13 protein-coding genes are annotated in these 15,695 nt (G+C 73.0%); 7 read left to right on the top strand and 6 right to left on the bottom strand.

Annotation, left to right across the window (positions count from 1 at the left end; translation table 11 throughout):
• Window positions 1–19: 19 nt before the first annotated feature.
• Window positions 20–2,608, top strand: coding sequence for a lantibiotic dehydratase (locus OH807_RS20425; RefSeq protein ID WP_406200830.1), 2,589 nt, complete (start codon window positions 20–22; stop codon window positions 2,606–2,608).
• A 155-nt stretch (window positions 2,609–2,763) separates the two neighbouring features.
• Here the strand turns inward: OH807_RS20425 and OH807_RS20420 are convergent, their stop codons facing one another.
• Both OH807_RS20420 and OH807_RS20415 read right to left on the bottom strand, forming a co-directional pair.
• Window positions 2,764–3,714: a pirin family protein gene (locus tag OH807_RS20420; RefSeq protein WP_406200828.1), complete on the bottom strand. Its 951-nt coding sequence runs from the start codon at window positions 3,712–3,714 to the stop codon at window positions 2,764–2,766.
• Between the two features lie 173 nt (window positions 3,715–3,887).
• Complete coding sequence (locus OH807_RS20415; protein WP_406200826.1) at window positions 3,888–4,394, bottom strand: SseB family protein; 507 nt, start codon at window positions 4,392–4,394, stop codon at window positions 3,888–3,890.
• A 215-nt stretch (window positions 4,395–4,609) separates the two neighbouring features.
• Here OH807_RS20415 and OH807_RS20410 point away from each other — a divergent pair, with 215 nt between their 5' ends.
• On the top strand, window positions 4,610–6,439 hold the full coding sequence (locus tag OH807_RS20410; protein WP_406200825.1) for an acyl-CoA dehydrogenase: 1,830 nt from the start codon (window positions 4,610–4,612) through the stop codon (window positions 6,437–6,439).
• A 347-nt stretch (window positions 6,440–6,786) separates the two neighbouring features.
• Window positions 6,787–8,100 (top strand): M18 family aminopeptidase, encoded by a 1,314-nt coding sequence (locus tag OH807_RS20405; protein WP_406200823.1) that lies wholly within the window; start codon window positions 6,787–6,789, stop codon window positions 8,098–8,100.
• Window positions 8,101–8,166: 66 nt separating this feature from the next.
• Here the strand turns inward: OH807_RS20405 and OH807_RS20400 are convergent, their stop codons facing one another.
• From OH807_RS20400 to OH807_RS20390, 3 genes are all read right to left on the bottom strand, one after another.
• A complete protein-coding gene (locus OH807_RS20400) occupies window positions 8,167–9,996 on the bottom strand; it encodes an NHL domain-containing thioredoxin family protein (RefSeq protein WP_406200821.1) in 1,830 nt (609 codons plus the stop codon).
• Between the two features lie 142 nt (window positions 9,997–10,138).
• The gene (locus OH807_RS20395; RefSeq protein WP_406200819.1) at window positions 10,139–11,326 is read right to left on the bottom strand and encodes an acyltransferase family protein; all 1,188 of its coding nucleotides are present in this window, start codon (window positions 11,324–11,326) and stop codon (window positions 10,139–10,141) included.
• Between the two features lie 228 nt (window positions 11,327–11,554).
• Window positions 11,555–12,085, bottom strand: coding sequence for a GNAT family N-acetyltransferase (locus OH807_RS20390; RefSeq protein ID WP_406200818.1), 531 nt, complete (start codon window positions 12,083–12,085; stop codon window positions 11,555–11,557).
• Window positions 12,086–12,179: 94 nt separating this feature from the next.
• Here OH807_RS20390 and OH807_RS20385 point away from each other — a divergent pair, with 94 nt between their 5' ends.
• Both OH807_RS20385 and OH807_RS20380 read left to right on the top strand, forming a co-directional pair.
• Window positions 12,180–12,665, top strand: coding sequence for an LURP-one-related/scramblase family protein (locus OH807_RS20385; protein ID WP_406200816.1), 486 nt, complete (start codon window positions 12,180–12,182; stop codon window positions 12,663–12,665).
• Between the two features lie 124 nt (window positions 12,666–12,789).
• A complete protein-coding gene (locus tag OH807_RS20380; RefSeq protein ID WP_406200814.1) occupies window positions 12,790–13,212 on the top strand; it encodes a DUF350 domain-containing protein in 423 nt (140 codons plus the stop codon).
• Window positions 13,213–13,239: 27 nt separating this feature from the next.
• Here OH807_RS20380 and OH807_RS20375 read toward each other — a convergent pair whose 3' ends face one another.
• Window positions 13,240–13,593 carry a winged helix-turn-helix transcriptional regulator gene (locus OH807_RS20375; protein ID WP_406200812.1) on the bottom strand — a complete coding sequence of 118 codons (354 nt, stop codon included), beginning with the start codon at window positions 13,591–13,593 and terminating at the stop codon, window positions 13,240–13,242.
• Between the two features lie 97 nt (window positions 13,594–13,690).
• Between OH807_RS20375 and OH807_RS20370 the strand changes: the two genes are divergently transcribed.
• Window positions 13,691–14,686, top strand: a complete 996-nt coding sequence (locus OH807_RS20370) for an NAD(P)-dependent oxidoreductase (protein WP_406200810.1) — start codon at window positions 13,691–13,693, stop codon at window positions 14,684–14,686.
• A gap of 121 nt (window positions 14,687–14,807) precedes the next feature.
• Window positions 14,808–15,659 (top strand): TIGR03619 family F420-dependent LLM class oxidoreductase, encoded by an 852-nt coding sequence (locus OH807_RS20365; RefSeq protein WP_406200808.1) that lies wholly within the window; start codon window positions 14,808–14,810, stop codon window positions 15,657–15,659.
• Window positions 15,660–15,695 lie beyond the last annotated feature (36 nt).

The raw sequence follows: 15,695 nt of genomic DNA, 5'->3' as shown, positions 1-15,695 counted from the left end.
TCCCCCAGAGAGGACGGCCATGAACCACCCCGCCCACCCCGCCGATCCGCCCCGCGCGGACGGCGGCATCGCCGACACCGTCCAGCTCCGGGTCAACCCGCTGCCCGCCCACCGGCTCTCCACCGAGGGCCTGCGCAGGTCACTCGCCCACCTCGCGCTGATCAAGCAGCAGCGGGACTCCTGGCAGCCGCTGGCCTGCGACGAGCTCTACGCCCTCGCCGGCACCGTCGAGGACCAGGAGCACCGGCGAGGGGTGGTCGCGCTGCGCCGGGCGATCTTCAACGGCCGCGACCCGGGTGCGGCTCCGGACGGACTCCCGGAGGCGACCAGCGCCTGGCTCGCACTCCACCGGGAGCACACCGCCGTCGCGGACCGGATCCGCGCACGGTACGGCGAGGCCATCGAGCTGGAACGGCGCAACCTCGCCGGCCTGCTCGACAGCCCCACCTTCGGCAAGGCCGTGTCACTGCTCGCCCCGACCGTGCACGACACGGCCGTCCGGTACAGCGCCGCCGGCGGTGCCACCGACCGCAGGCTGCGCAAGTCCGAGCGCGGACTGATCCAGTACGTCACCCGGGCGCTGCTGCGGACCAGCCCGCTCTCCCAGTTCACCGCCGTCGGCCTGGCCCACTGGGACGACGACGGCCCGGAGCTCGACGAGGTCGCCTTCGACGGCGCCACCGCGCGGGCCTTCGCCGAGATCGACCGCTCCGTGCTCACCCACGTGCTCGGCGGCCTGCCGGTCACCGGCGGCCCGGCCGGCTGGGTCACCGTCTCGCCGACCCTCCGTGCCGAGGCCGACCGGGTCTACTTCCCCCGCATGGACGGCAACCGGGTGCGGATGCTCTCCGCCCCGCTCACCCGCCACCTGCGGCTGCTGCTCGCCATGGCCGGGATGGGCCCGTACCACGTCGACCATCTCGCGGAGGACCTCGCCGCCAGGACCGGCGGCAGCCGGGAGGCCGGCGCCGACTACGTCGCCAAGGTCGTCGCCGCCGGCATGCTCACCACCGTTCCCGGCCCGGACGAGCAGAACCGCACCGGTCTGCGCGCCCTCGGCCGCCGCCTGTTGGACGACCACCCGGCGGCCGGCGTGCTGCTGGAGGAGCTCGCCGACGTGATCGAAGGAATCGAGACGGCACCCGCGGGCCGGCGGGCCGGCCTGGTCGGCCGGCTGCCGCACCTGGAGGAGCGACTGCTGGAGGTCAGCGGGCGGCCGGCCCGGCTGCACGTCAACGAGGACCTCGTCTTCCCGCCCACCGCCCCGAGCCCCGCCGGCTATGCCGGGGCCCTCGGCGACCTCGCCCACGTGCTGGAGTTCCAGTCCGCCTACGACCGCTTCCACGAAGTCCGGGCCATGCTCACCGCCGCCTTCGTCGAGCGCTTCGGCGCCGGCGCCTCGGTCGGCCTGATCGAGCACGCCCAGGACCTGGTCAACGAGGTCTACCGGCGCGAGGACCAGCTGCGCACCGTCGGCCCGGACGGTCTCGGCCCCGACGACGGCAGCCTGCAGCAGCTCCACCGCCTGCGCCGCCGCGCCGTCGGCGCCCTGGTCCGCGAGGTGCACGCCGGCCGCCACCGGGACGAGGTGATCTGGGACGCCGGCTACCTCGCCGAGCTCACCGCCGGGCTGCCCGACCGCTTCCGGGCCGTCCCGCTCTCGTACGGCGTGCTCATCCAGCCCGCGGCGGAGCTGCTCGTCGTCAACGACGCCTACGCGGGCCACGCCTCGCTGAACTCCCGCTTCCTGCACGCCGCCGGCCGCACCGGCGGCCCCGCCGTCGACCGGCTCGCCGAGCGCCTGCTCGGCCTGTACGGCGCCGACGGCGCCCGGGTGCTGGAGGACCGCGGCCTGTACCGCACCAACATCAACCTGCACCCCCAGGTGCTCCCCGACACCGTCACCCCGCGCGAGTGGGCCGGCCTGACGCTGCGCCACGACCCGTCGGCGGACCGCCTGGAGCTGCTCGACCGCGACGGCCGACCGGTCCGGGTGCTCCCGCTCGGCTCGCAGTACAGCGAGATGTACCCCTTCCCGCTGCGGCTCGCCTACTGGCTGGTCGGCTCCGGCCGGCTGGTGCTCGACCTCCAGGAGAAGGCCCGGGAGGGGCTCGCCGAGCGCGACCGCGGCAGCGTCCTCGGACTGCCGCGGCTGCGGGCCGGCGAGGTCCTGCTCCACCGCCGCCGCTGGTTCCTGGCCGAGGGGGAGCTCCCGCAGCCCGAACCGGCCGAGGAGGAGGTCTCCTACCTGCTGCGCCTCACCGAGTGGCGGGCCGGGCACCGGGTGCCCGACGAGGTCTTCGTCAAGACCTCGCTCTTCCAGCAGGACCCGTCCGACTACGTCGGCAGCGCCTCCGAGTGGCGTTCCTTCATCGACCAGCGCCGGCGCGGCAAGCCGCAGTACGTCGACTTCTCCAGCGCCCTGATGGCGCGGGTGCTGCCCAAGCTCCTGGAACGGCGCGGCGGCGGCTACCTGGAGGAGGCCCTGCCGAGACTCGGGGAGAGCCCCCACACCTTCGAGTGGATCGTGGAGTTCGACCGCCCGTCCGGCGGCCGCTTCAGCGCCCTCCGCAGAGACGCCGTCCGCGCCGGTCTGGTCGGCGTCTGAGTCGTCCGGCATCCGAGCCGTCCGGCGTCCGGCGTTCGCCACCGGACGCCGGGCCACCACCGACCAGGGGCCACCACCGACCAGGGGCGCCGACGACCGAGGGGCGGCCGGTGCAGCAGGAACCTGCTGCACCGGCCGCCCCTCGCGGCACCGCCTCAGGACGTGGGGATCGTCCCGAGCCGGCCGGCCTGGAAGTCCTCCATGGCCTGCTGGAGCTCGCGGTGGCTGTTCATGACGAACGGGCCGTAGTGGGCGACGGGCTCGCGGATCGGCAGTCCGCCGAGCAGGACGACCTCGAAGTTGGCGTCGCGGCTGTCCTGGGCGTCGTCCGCCCGGATGGTGAGGGAGTCGCCCTCGCCGAAGACGACGGACTGGCCCCGGTGGAACGGGCGCCGCTCGGTGCCGGCCGAGCCGCTGCCGGCCAGGCCGTACGCCAGGCCGTTGAAGTCGGCCCGCCAGGGCAGGGTGACCTCGGCGCCGGGGTTCACGGACACGTGGATCATGGTGATGGGCGTGTGCGTGGCGCCGGGGCCCTGGTGGCCCGCGATGTCACCGGCGATGAGGCGGACGAGCGCGCCGCCGTCCGAGGAGGCCAGGAGCTTGACGCTGCTGCCGCGGATGTCCTGGTACTTCGGCGCGATCATCTTGTCCGCGGCGGGCAGGTTCACCCACAGCTGGAGGCCGTGGAACAGGCCGCCGGACTTGACCAGCGACTCCGGCGGGGTCTCGATGTGCAGCAGGCCGGAGCCGGCCGTCATCCACTGGGTGTCGCCGTCGGTGATGACGCCGCCGCCACCGTGCGAGTCCTGGTGCACGAAGGTGCCGTCGATGATGTAGGTGACCGTCTCGAAGCCGCGGTGCGGGTGCCAAGGGGTCCCCTTCGGCTCCCCGGCCGCGTAGTCCACCTCGCCCATCTGGTCCATCATGATGAACGGGTCCAGGTACTTCTGGTTGATCTTGGCGAAGGCGCGACGGACCGGGAAGCCCTCACCCTCGAAGCCTTCCGGGGCGGTCGAGACGGCGAGCACCGGGCGCGGCCTGGCGCCTTCGGCGGGAGCTGCGACGCGCGGCAGAACGAGCGGGTTTTCGACGGTCACGGCGGGCATGTCGGCCTCCTTCGGGGGTTTCCTCTGGCCTACGTCCACGAGATTAGTTCAATCCTCAACAAGAAGCAAGTTGAATTTTGAACCATATGGGGACGGCCTGGCCGCGAGCCCTCTCCCAGGATGGGTCGGCCGCGAGGCGCCCGCCACCGGGGGCGTCCGGCCGGCGCCTCCCGCTAGCCGTACATCCGGCGCATGGTGAAGTCGACCATCTGCTCGACCGCCTTGGCGTCGAACACCATCCGGTGCTCGCCCTCCATGTCCAGCGCGAAGCCGTAGCCGGTCGGCAGCAGGTCGAGGATCTCGGCGCCGGTCACCGTGAAGTGCTTGGAGTCCTTGCCGGCGTACCGGCGCAGCTCCTTCAGGGAGCTGAACATGGGGATCACCGGGGTCGGCGTGTTGTGCAGCGCCAGGAAGCCGGGGCGCTCGCCGCGCGGGCAGTGCACCTTCGACGTGATGAAGATGGCCTGGAAGTCCTCCACCGCCATCGAGCCGGTGGTGAAGGCCCGGACGGCGTCGGCCAGCGAGGGCGGCGACGGCTCCGGGTAGAGGGACTGCTGCTGCGACGCCTGCGGCTGCTCGCCGTACGGGCCGGGGCCGGGCATGCCGTTCATGCCCGGCTGCGGTCCCGCCTGCTGCTGGTAGGGATCGCCCGGGTATGCGTTCTGGTCATAGCCGTACACACGGACAGGCTATCGGGAGCGCAGCCGCCTGTGCGGGCGACGATCCTGACAAGGAGTGGCCGTCCCGGCTTGTGGGACGTGACCACGTTCATAGCGGATTCACCGCCAGGGGCTTGAAACAAGTTACCGCTGGGTAGCATCATGATGCGTACTGGTGGGTACGGGGCGCCCGATCGCGGCGGTCTCCCGGAAGCGACGAACCGGAGAAAACGGCCATGGGTCACTACAAGTCCAACCTGCGGGACGTGGAGTTCAACCTCTTCGAGGTGTTCGGCCGCGAGCAGGTCTACGGCACCGGACCGTTCGCGGACATGGACGTCGAGACCGCGAAGAACATTCTGAGCGAGATCGCGCGCCTTGCCGAGAACGACCTCGCCGCGTCGTTCACCGACACCGACCGCAACCCCCCGGTCTTCGACCCGGAGACCAACACCGCCCCGATCCCGGCCTCGTTCAAGAAGAGCTACCAGACCTTCATGGACGCCGAGTGGTGGCGCCTGGGCATCCCGGAGTCGATCGGCGGCCAGGTCACCCCGTCCTCGCTGGTCTGGGCCTTCGCCGAGCAGATCCTCGGCTCGAACCCGGCGATCTGGATGTACTCCTCCGGCCCGGCCTTCGCCGGCGTCATCGCCGAGGAGGGCACCCCGGAGCAGCTGGAGGTCGCCAAGCGGATGACCGACCGCCTCTGGGGCGCCACCATGGTGCTGACCGAGCCCGACGCGGGCTCCGACGTCGGCGCCGGCCGCACCAAGGCGATCAAGCAGGAGGACGGCTCCTGGCACATTGAGGGTGTGAAGCGCTTCATCACCTCGGGCGAGCACGACATGTCCGAGAACATCATCCACCTGGTGCTGGCCCGCCCCGAGGGCGGCAAGCCGGGCACCAAGGGCCTCGGCCTCTACATCGTGCCGAAGTACGACTTCGACTGGGAGACCGGCGAGCTGGGCGAGCGCAACGGCGCCTACGCCACCAACGTCGAGCACAAGATGGGCCTCAAGGCCTCGAACACCTGCGAGATGACCTTCGGTGCCAAGCACCCGGCCAAGGGCTGGCTGCTCGGCGAGAAGGTCGACGGCATCCGCCAGATGTTCAAGATCATCGAGTTCGCCCGGATGATGGTCGGCACGAAGGCCATCGCCACCCTCTCCACCGGCTACCTGAACGCCCTGGAGTACGCCAAGGAGCGCGTGCAGGGTGCGGACATCTCGCAGTTCCTGGACAAGACCGCCCCGCGCGTCACCATCACCCACCACCCGGACGTGCGCCGCTCGCTGCTGACCCAGAAGGCCTACGCCGAGGGCATGCGCGCGCTGGTGCTGTTCACCGCCTCCACCCAGGACGACGTGCTGGCCGCCCGCCTGCGCGGCGAGACCGACGAGGCCGCCGAGCGCCTGAACGACCTGCTGCTGCCGATCGTCAAGGGCTACGGCTCCGAGAAGTCCTACGAGCAGCTCGCCCAGTCCCTGCAGACCTTCGGTGGCTCCGGCTACCTGCAGGAGTACCCGATCGAGCAGTACATCCGCGACGCCAAGATCGACACCCTGTACGAGGGCACCACGGCGATCCAGGGCCAGGACTTCTTCTTCCGCAAGATCGTCAAGGACGGCGGCCAGGCGCTCACCGCCGTCTCCGAGCAGATCCAGAAGTTCCTCGCCACCGCCGAGGGCGGCGACGCCCTGGCCGCCGAGCGCGAGCTGCTCGCCAAGGCCGCCGGCGACCTGGAGGCCATCGTCGGCAAGCTCCTGGCCGACCTCTCCTCGGTCGAGCAGGACGTCAAGAACATGTACAAGGTGGGCCTCAACACCACCCGCCTGCTGATGGTCTCCGGCGACGTCGTGGTCGGCTGGCTGCTGCTGCGCCAGGCCGTGGTCGCCCTCGCCAAGCTGGAGGCCGGCGCCTCGGAGAAGGACGTCGCCTTCTACCGCGGCAAGGTCGCGGCGGCCCGCTTCTTCGCGAAGAACATCCTGCCGACCACCACCACCCAGCGCCTGATCGCCGAGGGCATCGACAACGAGATCATGGAGCTGGCGGAGGAGGCGTTCTAGTCGCCCCGCCCACCCCGTTGACCGCCTGACCCCACCCTCACGCCGAAGGGCCCGGTTTCCGACCGGGCCCTTCGGCGTACCCGCGTCCGGGCCGCGGCGCCTGCCCGGGCCCGCGCTGCCCGGGCCCGCCCCGGGCCTCCGGCCGGGGCCGCCGACGGAGGCGGGATGACCGTCCGCGACCGGGCGGAACCGGTGGGTACGGGGGTCGTCGTGGCGTCAGTTCACGTTTCTGTCCGCGTTCTGCATCCGTTGGGATGTTCCGACTGCCCTGTCCGTGTACGGGCATATGCTCAAGGTGCGAAGCCGACTCCCATCCGGCCTCAGCCCTCCCTCGACTCAGGAGCAGCATGTCGACCGCCGCCCGCCCGGCCTTCTTCGACCGGACGCACACCGATGACCTGATCGCCTTCCTCGGTACCTCACCGTCGCCCTACCACGCGGTCGCCAGCGCCGCGGAGCGGCTGGAGAAGGCGGGCTTCCGGCAGGTCGCCGAGACGGACGCCTGGGACGCGGTGGCCGGTGGTCGCTACCTCATCCGCGGCGGCGCACTGATCGCCTGGTACGTGCCCGAGGGCGCCGGGCCGGAGACGCCGTTCCGGGTGGTCGGCACCCACACCGACTCGCCGAACCTCCGGGTCAAGCCGCTGCCGGACACCGGCACGGCCGGCTGGCGGCAGGTCGCGGTGGAGATCTACGGCGGCGTCCCGCTGAACACCTGGCTGGACCGGGACCTCGGCCTCTCCGGCCGGCTCGCGCTGCGCGACGGCAGCCGGCGGCTGGTGCAGCTGGACGAGCCGCTGCTGCGCGTGCCGCAGCTGGCCATCCACCTGGACCGCCAGGTCAACGAGGGGATGAAGCTCGACAAGCAGCGCCACCTCACGCCGATCTGGGGCCTGGGCCCGGTCGACGAGGGCTCGCTGATCGCCTACGTCGCGGAGCGGGCCGGGGTCGACCCCTCCGACGTGGCCGGCTGGGACCTCATGACCCACGACGTGCAGCCCGCCTCCTACCTCGGCCGTGACCGCGAACTGCTGGCCGGCCCGCGGCTGGACAACCTGCTCTCGGTGCACGCCGCCACCGCCGCCCTGGCCGCGGTGGCCACCGCCGCCGCCACCGACGGCGCCGCACTGCCGTACATCCCGGTGCTGGCCGCCTTCGACCACGAGGAGACCGGCAGCGAGTCGGACACCGGCGCGCAGAGCCCGCTGCTCGGCAACGTGCTGGAGCGCACCGTGCACGTCCGCGGCGGCAGCTCCGAGGACCGCGCCCGGGCACTGGCGGGCACCGTCTGCCTCTCCTCGGACATGGGCCACGCCGTCCACCCGAACTACAGCGAGCGGCACGAGCCCGGGCACCAGCCGATGCCCAACGGCGGGCCGATCCTCAAGGTCAACGTCAACAACCGGTACGCCACCGACGGCGTCGGCCGGGCCGTGTTCGCCGCGGCCTGCGAGAAGGCCGGCGTGCCGTGGCAGACCTTCGTCTCCAACAACGCCATGCCCTGCGGGACGACGATCGGCCCGATCACCGCGGCCCGGCTCGGCATCGCCACGGTGGACTGCGGCATCGCCGCGCTCTCCATGCACTCGGCGCGCGAGCTGTGCGGGGCGGACGACCCGTACCTGCTGGCGAGCGCGATCAAGGCCTTCCTGGAGGGCTGAGCGGCACGCGGGAGGGGCCCGGCGGAGGAGTGCTCCGCCGGGCCCCTCCCGCGTGCCTCGCGGGCGTTACTCCATGCCGGCCAGCACCAGCGGCAGCCGGCGGGCGCCGTCGGCGGTCAGCGTCACCGGGACGCCCCAGTCCTGCTGGTGCACGTGGCAGGCCGGGTACTCGATCTCCGGGTCGTCGTCGCAGGACGCGGCCATCGCCGAGACGTGCAGCACGCCCTCGGTCAGCTCGTCGGAGAGCACCAGCTCGCGGGAGAGCGCGGAGTCCGCGCCCGCACCGGAGACCAGCAGCTCCGGCGGGGTCGAGCTGACCAGCAGCCGGGTGGACGGGCCGTAGCGCTCGTCCAGCTTCTGGCCGGCCGGCGCCTGGAAGACCACGTCCAGCCGGAGCACGCCCGGCGCGACCTCGGTCGCGGCCCGCCGGGTGCGGTGCGCGACCGACTCCACCCGGACGGCCTCCTCGGGCAGCCGCAGCCTGGTCAGCCGGTGCCGGGCCGACTCGACCACCACGATGTCGCCGTCCACCAGAACGGCCCCGGACGGCTCGCGCAGGTCGGTGGCCAGCGTGCTGACCTCGCCGCTCGCCGGGTCGAAGCGGCGCAGCGCGTGGTTGTAGGTGTCGCTGACGGCCACCGAGCCGTCGGGCAGCACGGTGACGCCGAGCGGGTGCTGGAGCAGCGCCTGGCCGGCCGCGCCGTCCCGGTGCCCGAAGTCGAACAGGCCCGTGCCGACGGCGGATTGCACCTCCCCGGTTCCACGTGAAACCCAGCGCAGCGCCGAGGTCTCCGCGTCGGCCACCCAGAGCTTCTCGCCGTCCGCCGAGACGGCCAGGCCGGACGGCTGGGCGAACCAGGCCTCGGCGGCCGGTCCGTCGACCAGGCCCTCGTTGGTGGTGCCCGCCGCGACGCCCACGGTGCCGGCCGCCGGGTCGTAGGCCCAGAGCTGGTGGACGCCGGCCATCGCGATCCACACCTTGTCGTCGAACCAGGCGACGTCCCACGGCGAGGAGAGGTCCACCTCGCGGGCCGGGCCGTCGGTGGCGGAGCCCTGCCACCACTGCCGGCCGGTGCCGGCCAGCGTGGTGACGCTGCCGTCCGCCAGCCGGACGCCGCGCAGGGCGTGGTTCACGGTGTCGGCGACGATCACGTCCACGCCCAGGGCGTCCCGGACCGGGCCCTCGGGCAGCAGCGCCAGCCCCTGCGGCTCGCTGAACCGCGGGGCGGTGCCGTCCACCAGCCCGCGCACCCCGTCGCCGATCCGGCGGACCACCGTCTCGGCGTCCTCGGCCAGCTCGACCAGCGAGTGGTGGCCGGAGTCGGCGACGAGGAAGTGCCCGTCCGGCAGCCGGACGGCCTTGCCGGGGAACTTGAGGTCGCCCGCGGTGGGCTCCGGCGCCACGTACGGCCCGTCGCCGCGCCGCAGCGTGCCTTTGGCGGCGTGCTCCGCCTCCAGCTCCTCCACCAGCCGGGCGATGGCGTGCGCGTGGCCCTCGCCGGCGTGCTGGGCGACCACGTAGCCCTCCGGGTCGATCACCACCAGCGTCGGCCAGGCCCGCACCGCGTACTGCTTCCAGGTGGCGAGCGCCGGGTCGTCCAGCACCGGGTGGTGCACCTCGTACCGGGCCACGGCGTCCACCACGGCCCGGTGGTCGGCCTCGTGCACGAACTTGGGGGAGTGCACGCCCACGATCACCACGGTGTCGCGGTGCTTCTCCTCCAACTCGCGCAGCTCGTCCAGGACGTGCAGGCAGTTGATGCAGCAGAAGGTCCAGAAGTCCAGGATGGTGATCTTGCCGCGGAAGTCGGCGAGCGCCAGCTCCTTGCCGCCGGTGTTCAGCCAACCGCCTGCCCCGACCAGCTCGGGGGCGCGTACACGTGCACGAGATGCCATAACCCCATCAAACCGCACGGGCCCCGTCCGCATTCCGGGCACCCGTCCCCGCCCGGCCCGCGGGGTGCGAACGGCCGCCGCCCCCGGCTGCCCGGTGGGGGCGGACGGGGGCGGCGGCCGTGGTGGCGGGAGGCCCGCGGCGCTACTGGGGGCGGCCGGTGAGGACCGGGTCGGTGCGGGGGTCGGCCTTCGGCCCGGTGCCCGTGTCGGTGCCCGTGTCGGTGCCCGTGCCGGTGCCCGTGCCGGTCCCGGCGGCGGCGTCCGGGCCCCGGCGGGTGGCGCGGGCGTCGAACCAGGTGATCAGGCGGCGGCCGACGTCGATCATCGGGGTCTCCACGCGGCGGTGCAGCGCGTCGGCCGCGAAGAGCGCGACCACGCAGGCGGCGGCGGCGAACTTCGGAGTCTGCCCGGGGATCCACGGCGCCAGGGTGGCGGTGACGGGCACGGCCGCGGCCTGGAGCAGGTAGAGGCCGTAGGAGCGCTCGCCGATGAACACCAGGGGTCGCTGCGAGAGGATCCAGCGGCCCGGGCCGGGGCTCAGCAGGGTGGGCAGCAGGATCGCGACGCCGATGCCGTAGAGGAAGACGGTGGGCTGCTCGTCGCCGAAGTAGGCGGTGAGGTCCGGGATGTGCTGGTGCAGGACGACGAAGCCGGCCGCGACGACCACGCCGACCACCGGGTGGGTGAGCGGGCTGAGCAGGGCGAACCCGCGTCGGTGGTGCAGCACGATGGCGAGCAGGGCGCCGGTGAGCAGCACCGAGTAGTGGATGCCCATCCCCTTCCAGGTGTCGTTGTACCGGATCAGGACGAGCCCGATGGCGACGACGGCGAGGGGGACGCGGAGCTTGCTGGAGATCAGGCTGACCAGGATCAGCGCGAGCGGCCAGACCAGGTAGAACTTCTGCTCGATGCCGATGGTCCAGGTGTGCAGGTACGGGGTGTCGCCCGCCAGGTGGTACTCGTTCATGAAGCCGAGGTAGTGCGGCAGGTGGTCCATCAGGACGTTCCAGCTGTACCCCGACTTGTAGACGGCGACCATGGTGATCAGCAGTCCGACGTAGTACAGCGGCACGATCCGGAAGATCCGCCGGATGTAGAAGTTCCGCAGCGAGATCCGCCCGGTCCGGTCCTTCTCACGGAGCATCAGGGTCGTGATGAGGAAGCCGGAGAGGACGAAGAAGGTGTGCACCCCGATCCAGCCGGAGAGGAACTTCGACTGCGGGCCGCCGTAGTGGAAGAAGACCACGATCACGGCGGCGATCGCGCGCAGGCCGTCCAGTGCGTCGAACCTCCTCATGGCGAGGAATTCGGCGTGGGTCAGTCTGCGCATGGCGAGTCTCCGGGCGGGCTGCGAGGTCGTCGGGGCACCGGTGGGGCGCCCTCGGATCGGGGCACCGACATCATGACCGACCTTGCCTGTTCTTGACCATCCGGTGGCTGACTGTGATGGTTCCGTGTGGTCGGGCGGGGCGTGGCGGGAAGCGGGCGTGGCCGGGCGTGGGCGGGAGTCGGGCCGGGGGTGGCCGGGGAGTCGGGCCGGGGTCCGGGCCCGGCGGGGTCAGCTGCGCTCCGGCGGTTCGGGCTGCTCCGTCAGCACCAGCCGCCAGCGGACCTCACCGTCCTGCCGTTCGTCGGTGGGCGCGAGGCCGAGGGAGCGGGCGACGGCGGCGGAGGCCGGGTGGTCGGGGTGGATGTGGGCGAGCACGGTGGTGGTGCCGGCCGCCCGGAGGTGGCCGAGAACGGCGCGGGCGGCCTCGGCGGCCAGCCCGCGGCCCTGCCACGGGGTGCCGACGACCCAGGCCAGCTCGGCGGTGTCCGGGCCGACGGTGGCCTGGACGTAACCGGCCAGGCGCCCGTCGGCGCGCAGCCGCAGGGCCCAGTTGCCCCAGGCCACGGCGGGGTCGGGGGAGCCGGCGGCCAGCCGGGCGTACCGGGCCCGCAGCGCGTCGGCGGTGTCCGGCGCGCCGCCGGTGAAGGCGTGCAGGGCCGGATCGGCGAGCACGGCGGCCATCTCGTCGGCGTGTCCGGGGCCGAGCGGGACGAGGTCGAGCCGGTCGGTACGGAGCATGGCGGCTGTCACAGGGGGCATGCGGGTATTGAACGCCGGTGCGTGGCGTTGCCGCCCGCCGGGTGACGGATCGGGTCGAATGGCGGGCGGGGGCAGTCGATGAGGAGGAGGCACGGTGCGGTACCTGGTGCGGGAGAAGCTGTTCGCGATCGGTGACGACTACTGGATCGAGGACGACCGCGGCGAGAAGGCGTTCCTGGTGGACGGCAAGGTGCTGAGGCTGCGGGACACCTTCGAGCTGAAGGACGCGAACGGCCGGGTGGTCGCGGTGGTGAAGGAGAAGGCGTTCACCGTCCGGGACGCGATGCGGATCGAGAACGCCGACGGCGACACGGTGGCGACGGTGCGGGAGAAGCTGTTCACGCCGTTCCGCGACAAGTACCTCGTCGAGCTGGCCGGTGGCGGCGAGCTGAAGATCCACGGGGACCTCATCGACAAGGACTACCGGATCGAGAACGGCCACGGCGACGAGCTCGCCCGGATCTCCCGCAAGTGGTTCCGGATCCGCGACACCTACGGCGTGGAGATCGCCGACGGGGCCGACACCGGGTTGCTGCTCGCGGTGGCGGCCTGCGTCGACCATCTGACCGAGGAGGACTGACCGCCCCGGCGCCCCGGACCGGCGGCCCGGACCCTCCCCGGCTGCACGATGTCCCCGCCCGGGCCGCGCGGCCATGGGATATGTTTTGCCGATCCTTGACCGCTGGACCCGGGGGGACACCACTGTGAACGACATCCTGCACGGCCTCGGCGTGGCCGCCGCCTTCGGTGGCGTCGGCGTGGTGCTGCTGCTCCTCGGGGTCGGCCTGGTGGACGTGCTGACGCCCGGCAGGCTCGGCCACCAGATCTGGGTCGAGCGCAACCGCAACGCCGCCGTCCTGCTCAGCTCGGCGCTGCTCGGCATCGGCGGCATCGTCTTCACCGCGATCCTCTACACCTACGAGGAGTTCGGGAAGGGCCTGCTCTCCACGGCCTGCTTCGGCCTGCTCGGGCTGGTGCTGATGGCCGTCGCGTTCTGGCTGGTGGACCTCGTCACGCCGGGCCGGCTCGGCTCGATCCTGGTCGACCCCGAGCCGCACCCGGCGGTCTGGGTCTCGGCCAGCTGCAACCTCGCGGTGGCCGCGATCGTGGCGGCCGCGATCGCCTGAGCCGGCCTCGGCCGGTCTCGGCCGGTCTCAGCCCTGCCCGGGGTGCGGCTGCACGCCGGGGACGTGCTCGCGACCCCAGGCCCCCAGCGGGGCCAGCGCCGCGTTGAGCCGCACCCCGGCCGGCGTCAGCGAGTACTCGACCCGCGGCGGCACCTCGTCGTACGAGGCGCGGTGCACGATGCCGTCCGCCTCCAGTTCGCGGAGGTGGGCGGCGAGCACCTTCTCGGTGATCCCCGGCACCTGGCGGCGCAGCTCGCCGAACCGGCAGCTCGGGCGCTCGTCCAGCGCCCACAGGATCAGCACCTTCCACTTGCCGCCGATCACGTCCATCGCGGCGTCGATCCCGCAGATGTACGCGCCCGGCCTCGGCACCGTCGCCATGCCCCACCCCTCCCACCTGCTCGCTCACCCCAGGGTAACCACTCACTTCGAAGTGCGTACTTGAGCACCTGCGGGGCCGGCGGCGAGCCTGGTCGGCATGGAACAGAACGTGGCACGACACCTGGCGAGCACTCTGCCGAACACTCTGCCGAACACCCTGGCAAGCACCCTGGAACGGAGTGCCGCCGCCCCGGCCCCGCACGCCTCCGCCGCCCCGGCCCCGGCCCCCGCCCCGGCCCCCGTCACCCTGCTGGGCCTCGGCGCGATGGGGACGGCGCTCGCCCGCAGCTGGCTCGCCGCCGGCCATCCGCTGACCGTCTGGAACCGCACCCCGGCCCGGGCCGAACCGCTGGCCGCCGAGGGCGCCGCCGTCGCCGCCACCGTTGCCGAGGCGGTCGGGGCCGGCCGGCTGGTGGTCGTCTGCCTGCTCGACGACGCCTCCGTCGAGGCGGCGCTGGAGGGGGTCGACCTGACCGGCAAGGACCTGGTCAACGTGGTCACCGGCACGCCCGGCCAGGCCCGTGCCCGTGCCGAGTGGGCCCGTGGCCGCGGCGCCCGCTACCTGGACGGCGGGATCATGGCCGTCCCGCCGATGATCGGCGTCCCGGCGGCCGGTCCGTACGTCTTCTACAGCGGCTCGCGCGAACTCTTCGACGAGCACCGCGCCACTCTCGCCGTCCCGGCCGGCACCACGTGGGTGGGCACGGACCCGGGCTTCGCCGCGCTGTACGACGTGGCCCTGCTGAGTGCGATGTACGGCATGTTCGCCGGCGTCGCGCATGCCTTCGCGCTGATCGGCAAGGAGTCCGTGGCGCCGGCCGAACTGGCTCCGCTGCTGGCCTCCTGGATCACCGCGATGTCCGGCTCGGTGGCGACGACCGCCGCGCAGCTGGAGAGCGGCGACTACACCCGGGGGGTGGTCTCCAACCTCGCGATGCAGGTCGCGGGGACGCCGACCTTCCTGCGCACCGCCGAGGAGCAGGGCATCAGTGCCGAGCTGCTCTCGCCCTACTTCGCGTTGATGGCGCGCCGGTTGGCGGAGGGCGCCGGCGAGGAGGATCTCACCGGCGTGGTGGACCTGCTGCGGCGGTAGGCGGCCGGGTGGCCCCGCCGTCCGTGCCGGCCCCGCCGTTCGTTCCGGCGTGTCGCGGGAACGCCCTGCCGGGGAGCGGGGTTGACCGTACGTCAGTTCCACGGCGTCGAAATGGGGAAGCATGAAGCTGGGTGTCGCACCGCACCGCCTCTGGCCGCGGTCGGTGGCCGATCTCGACGGGGTGCTGGAGGCCGCGCGGACGGCGGAACGCCTCGGGTTCGACCACGTCATCGCCGGCAGCCACGTGCTCGCCACCGAGGTCGGGCTGTCGCACGACCCGCTGGTGCTGCTCTCCGCCGTCGCGGGCGCCACCTCGCGGATCCGGATCGCGACCAGTGTGCTGATCCTGCCGCTCCACAATCCCGTGCTCCTGGCCCACCAGGCCGCGACGCTGGACCGTCTCTCCGGCGGCCGGTTCAGCCTGGGCGTCGGCACCGGCTGGGACGCCGGGGAGTTCGCGGCGGTCGGCGTCCCGTTCCCCGGGCGCGGCCGGCTGGTGGACGAACAGCTCGTGGTGATAGGGGAGTTGTGGCGGGGGGAGGGCGCCGTCCGGCTCGGGGTGCCGCCGCTGCGCCCGTCCGGACCGCCGGTCTGGGTGGGCGGCCAGGGTGACGCGGCACTGCGCCGGGCGCTCCGGTTCGGTGACGCCTGGCACGGCTCGGGGGTCGACCCGGCCGGCCTGGCCGCCGTCCGGGGCCGGCTGGCCGACCTCGGTGAGGAGACCGGCCGCGACCCGGCCACCCTGGAGCTGACCGCCGGCGCCTTCCTCGTGCCGCCCGGCCACACGCCGCCCGCCGGTGCCCCCGGTACTCCGCTCGGCGGCCCGGCGGCGTCGGCGGAGAGCATCCGGCACGCGCTCGGCGAGCTGGGCGAGGCGGGCCTGAGCTCCTGCTCGCTCTGGTTCCCGGTCGCTGCGGAGGCCCTCCCCGATGCCCTCGCCTGGACGGCGGAGGAGCTCCTGCCGGGGGCCTGAGCCCCGCCCAGAGAGCCCAGTTGCCCCGCTGACCCT

Origin of the sequence: Kitasatospora sp. NBC_01560 (assembly GCF_045208415.1) — a bacterium.
Taxonomy (GTDB): domain Bacteria; phylum Actinomycetota; class Actinomycetes; order Streptomycetales; family Streptomycetaceae; genus Kitasatospora.
The sequence above is the reverse complement of the archived record's forward strand: the minus strand, read 5'-3'. Positions and strand labels throughout refer to the sequence as shown.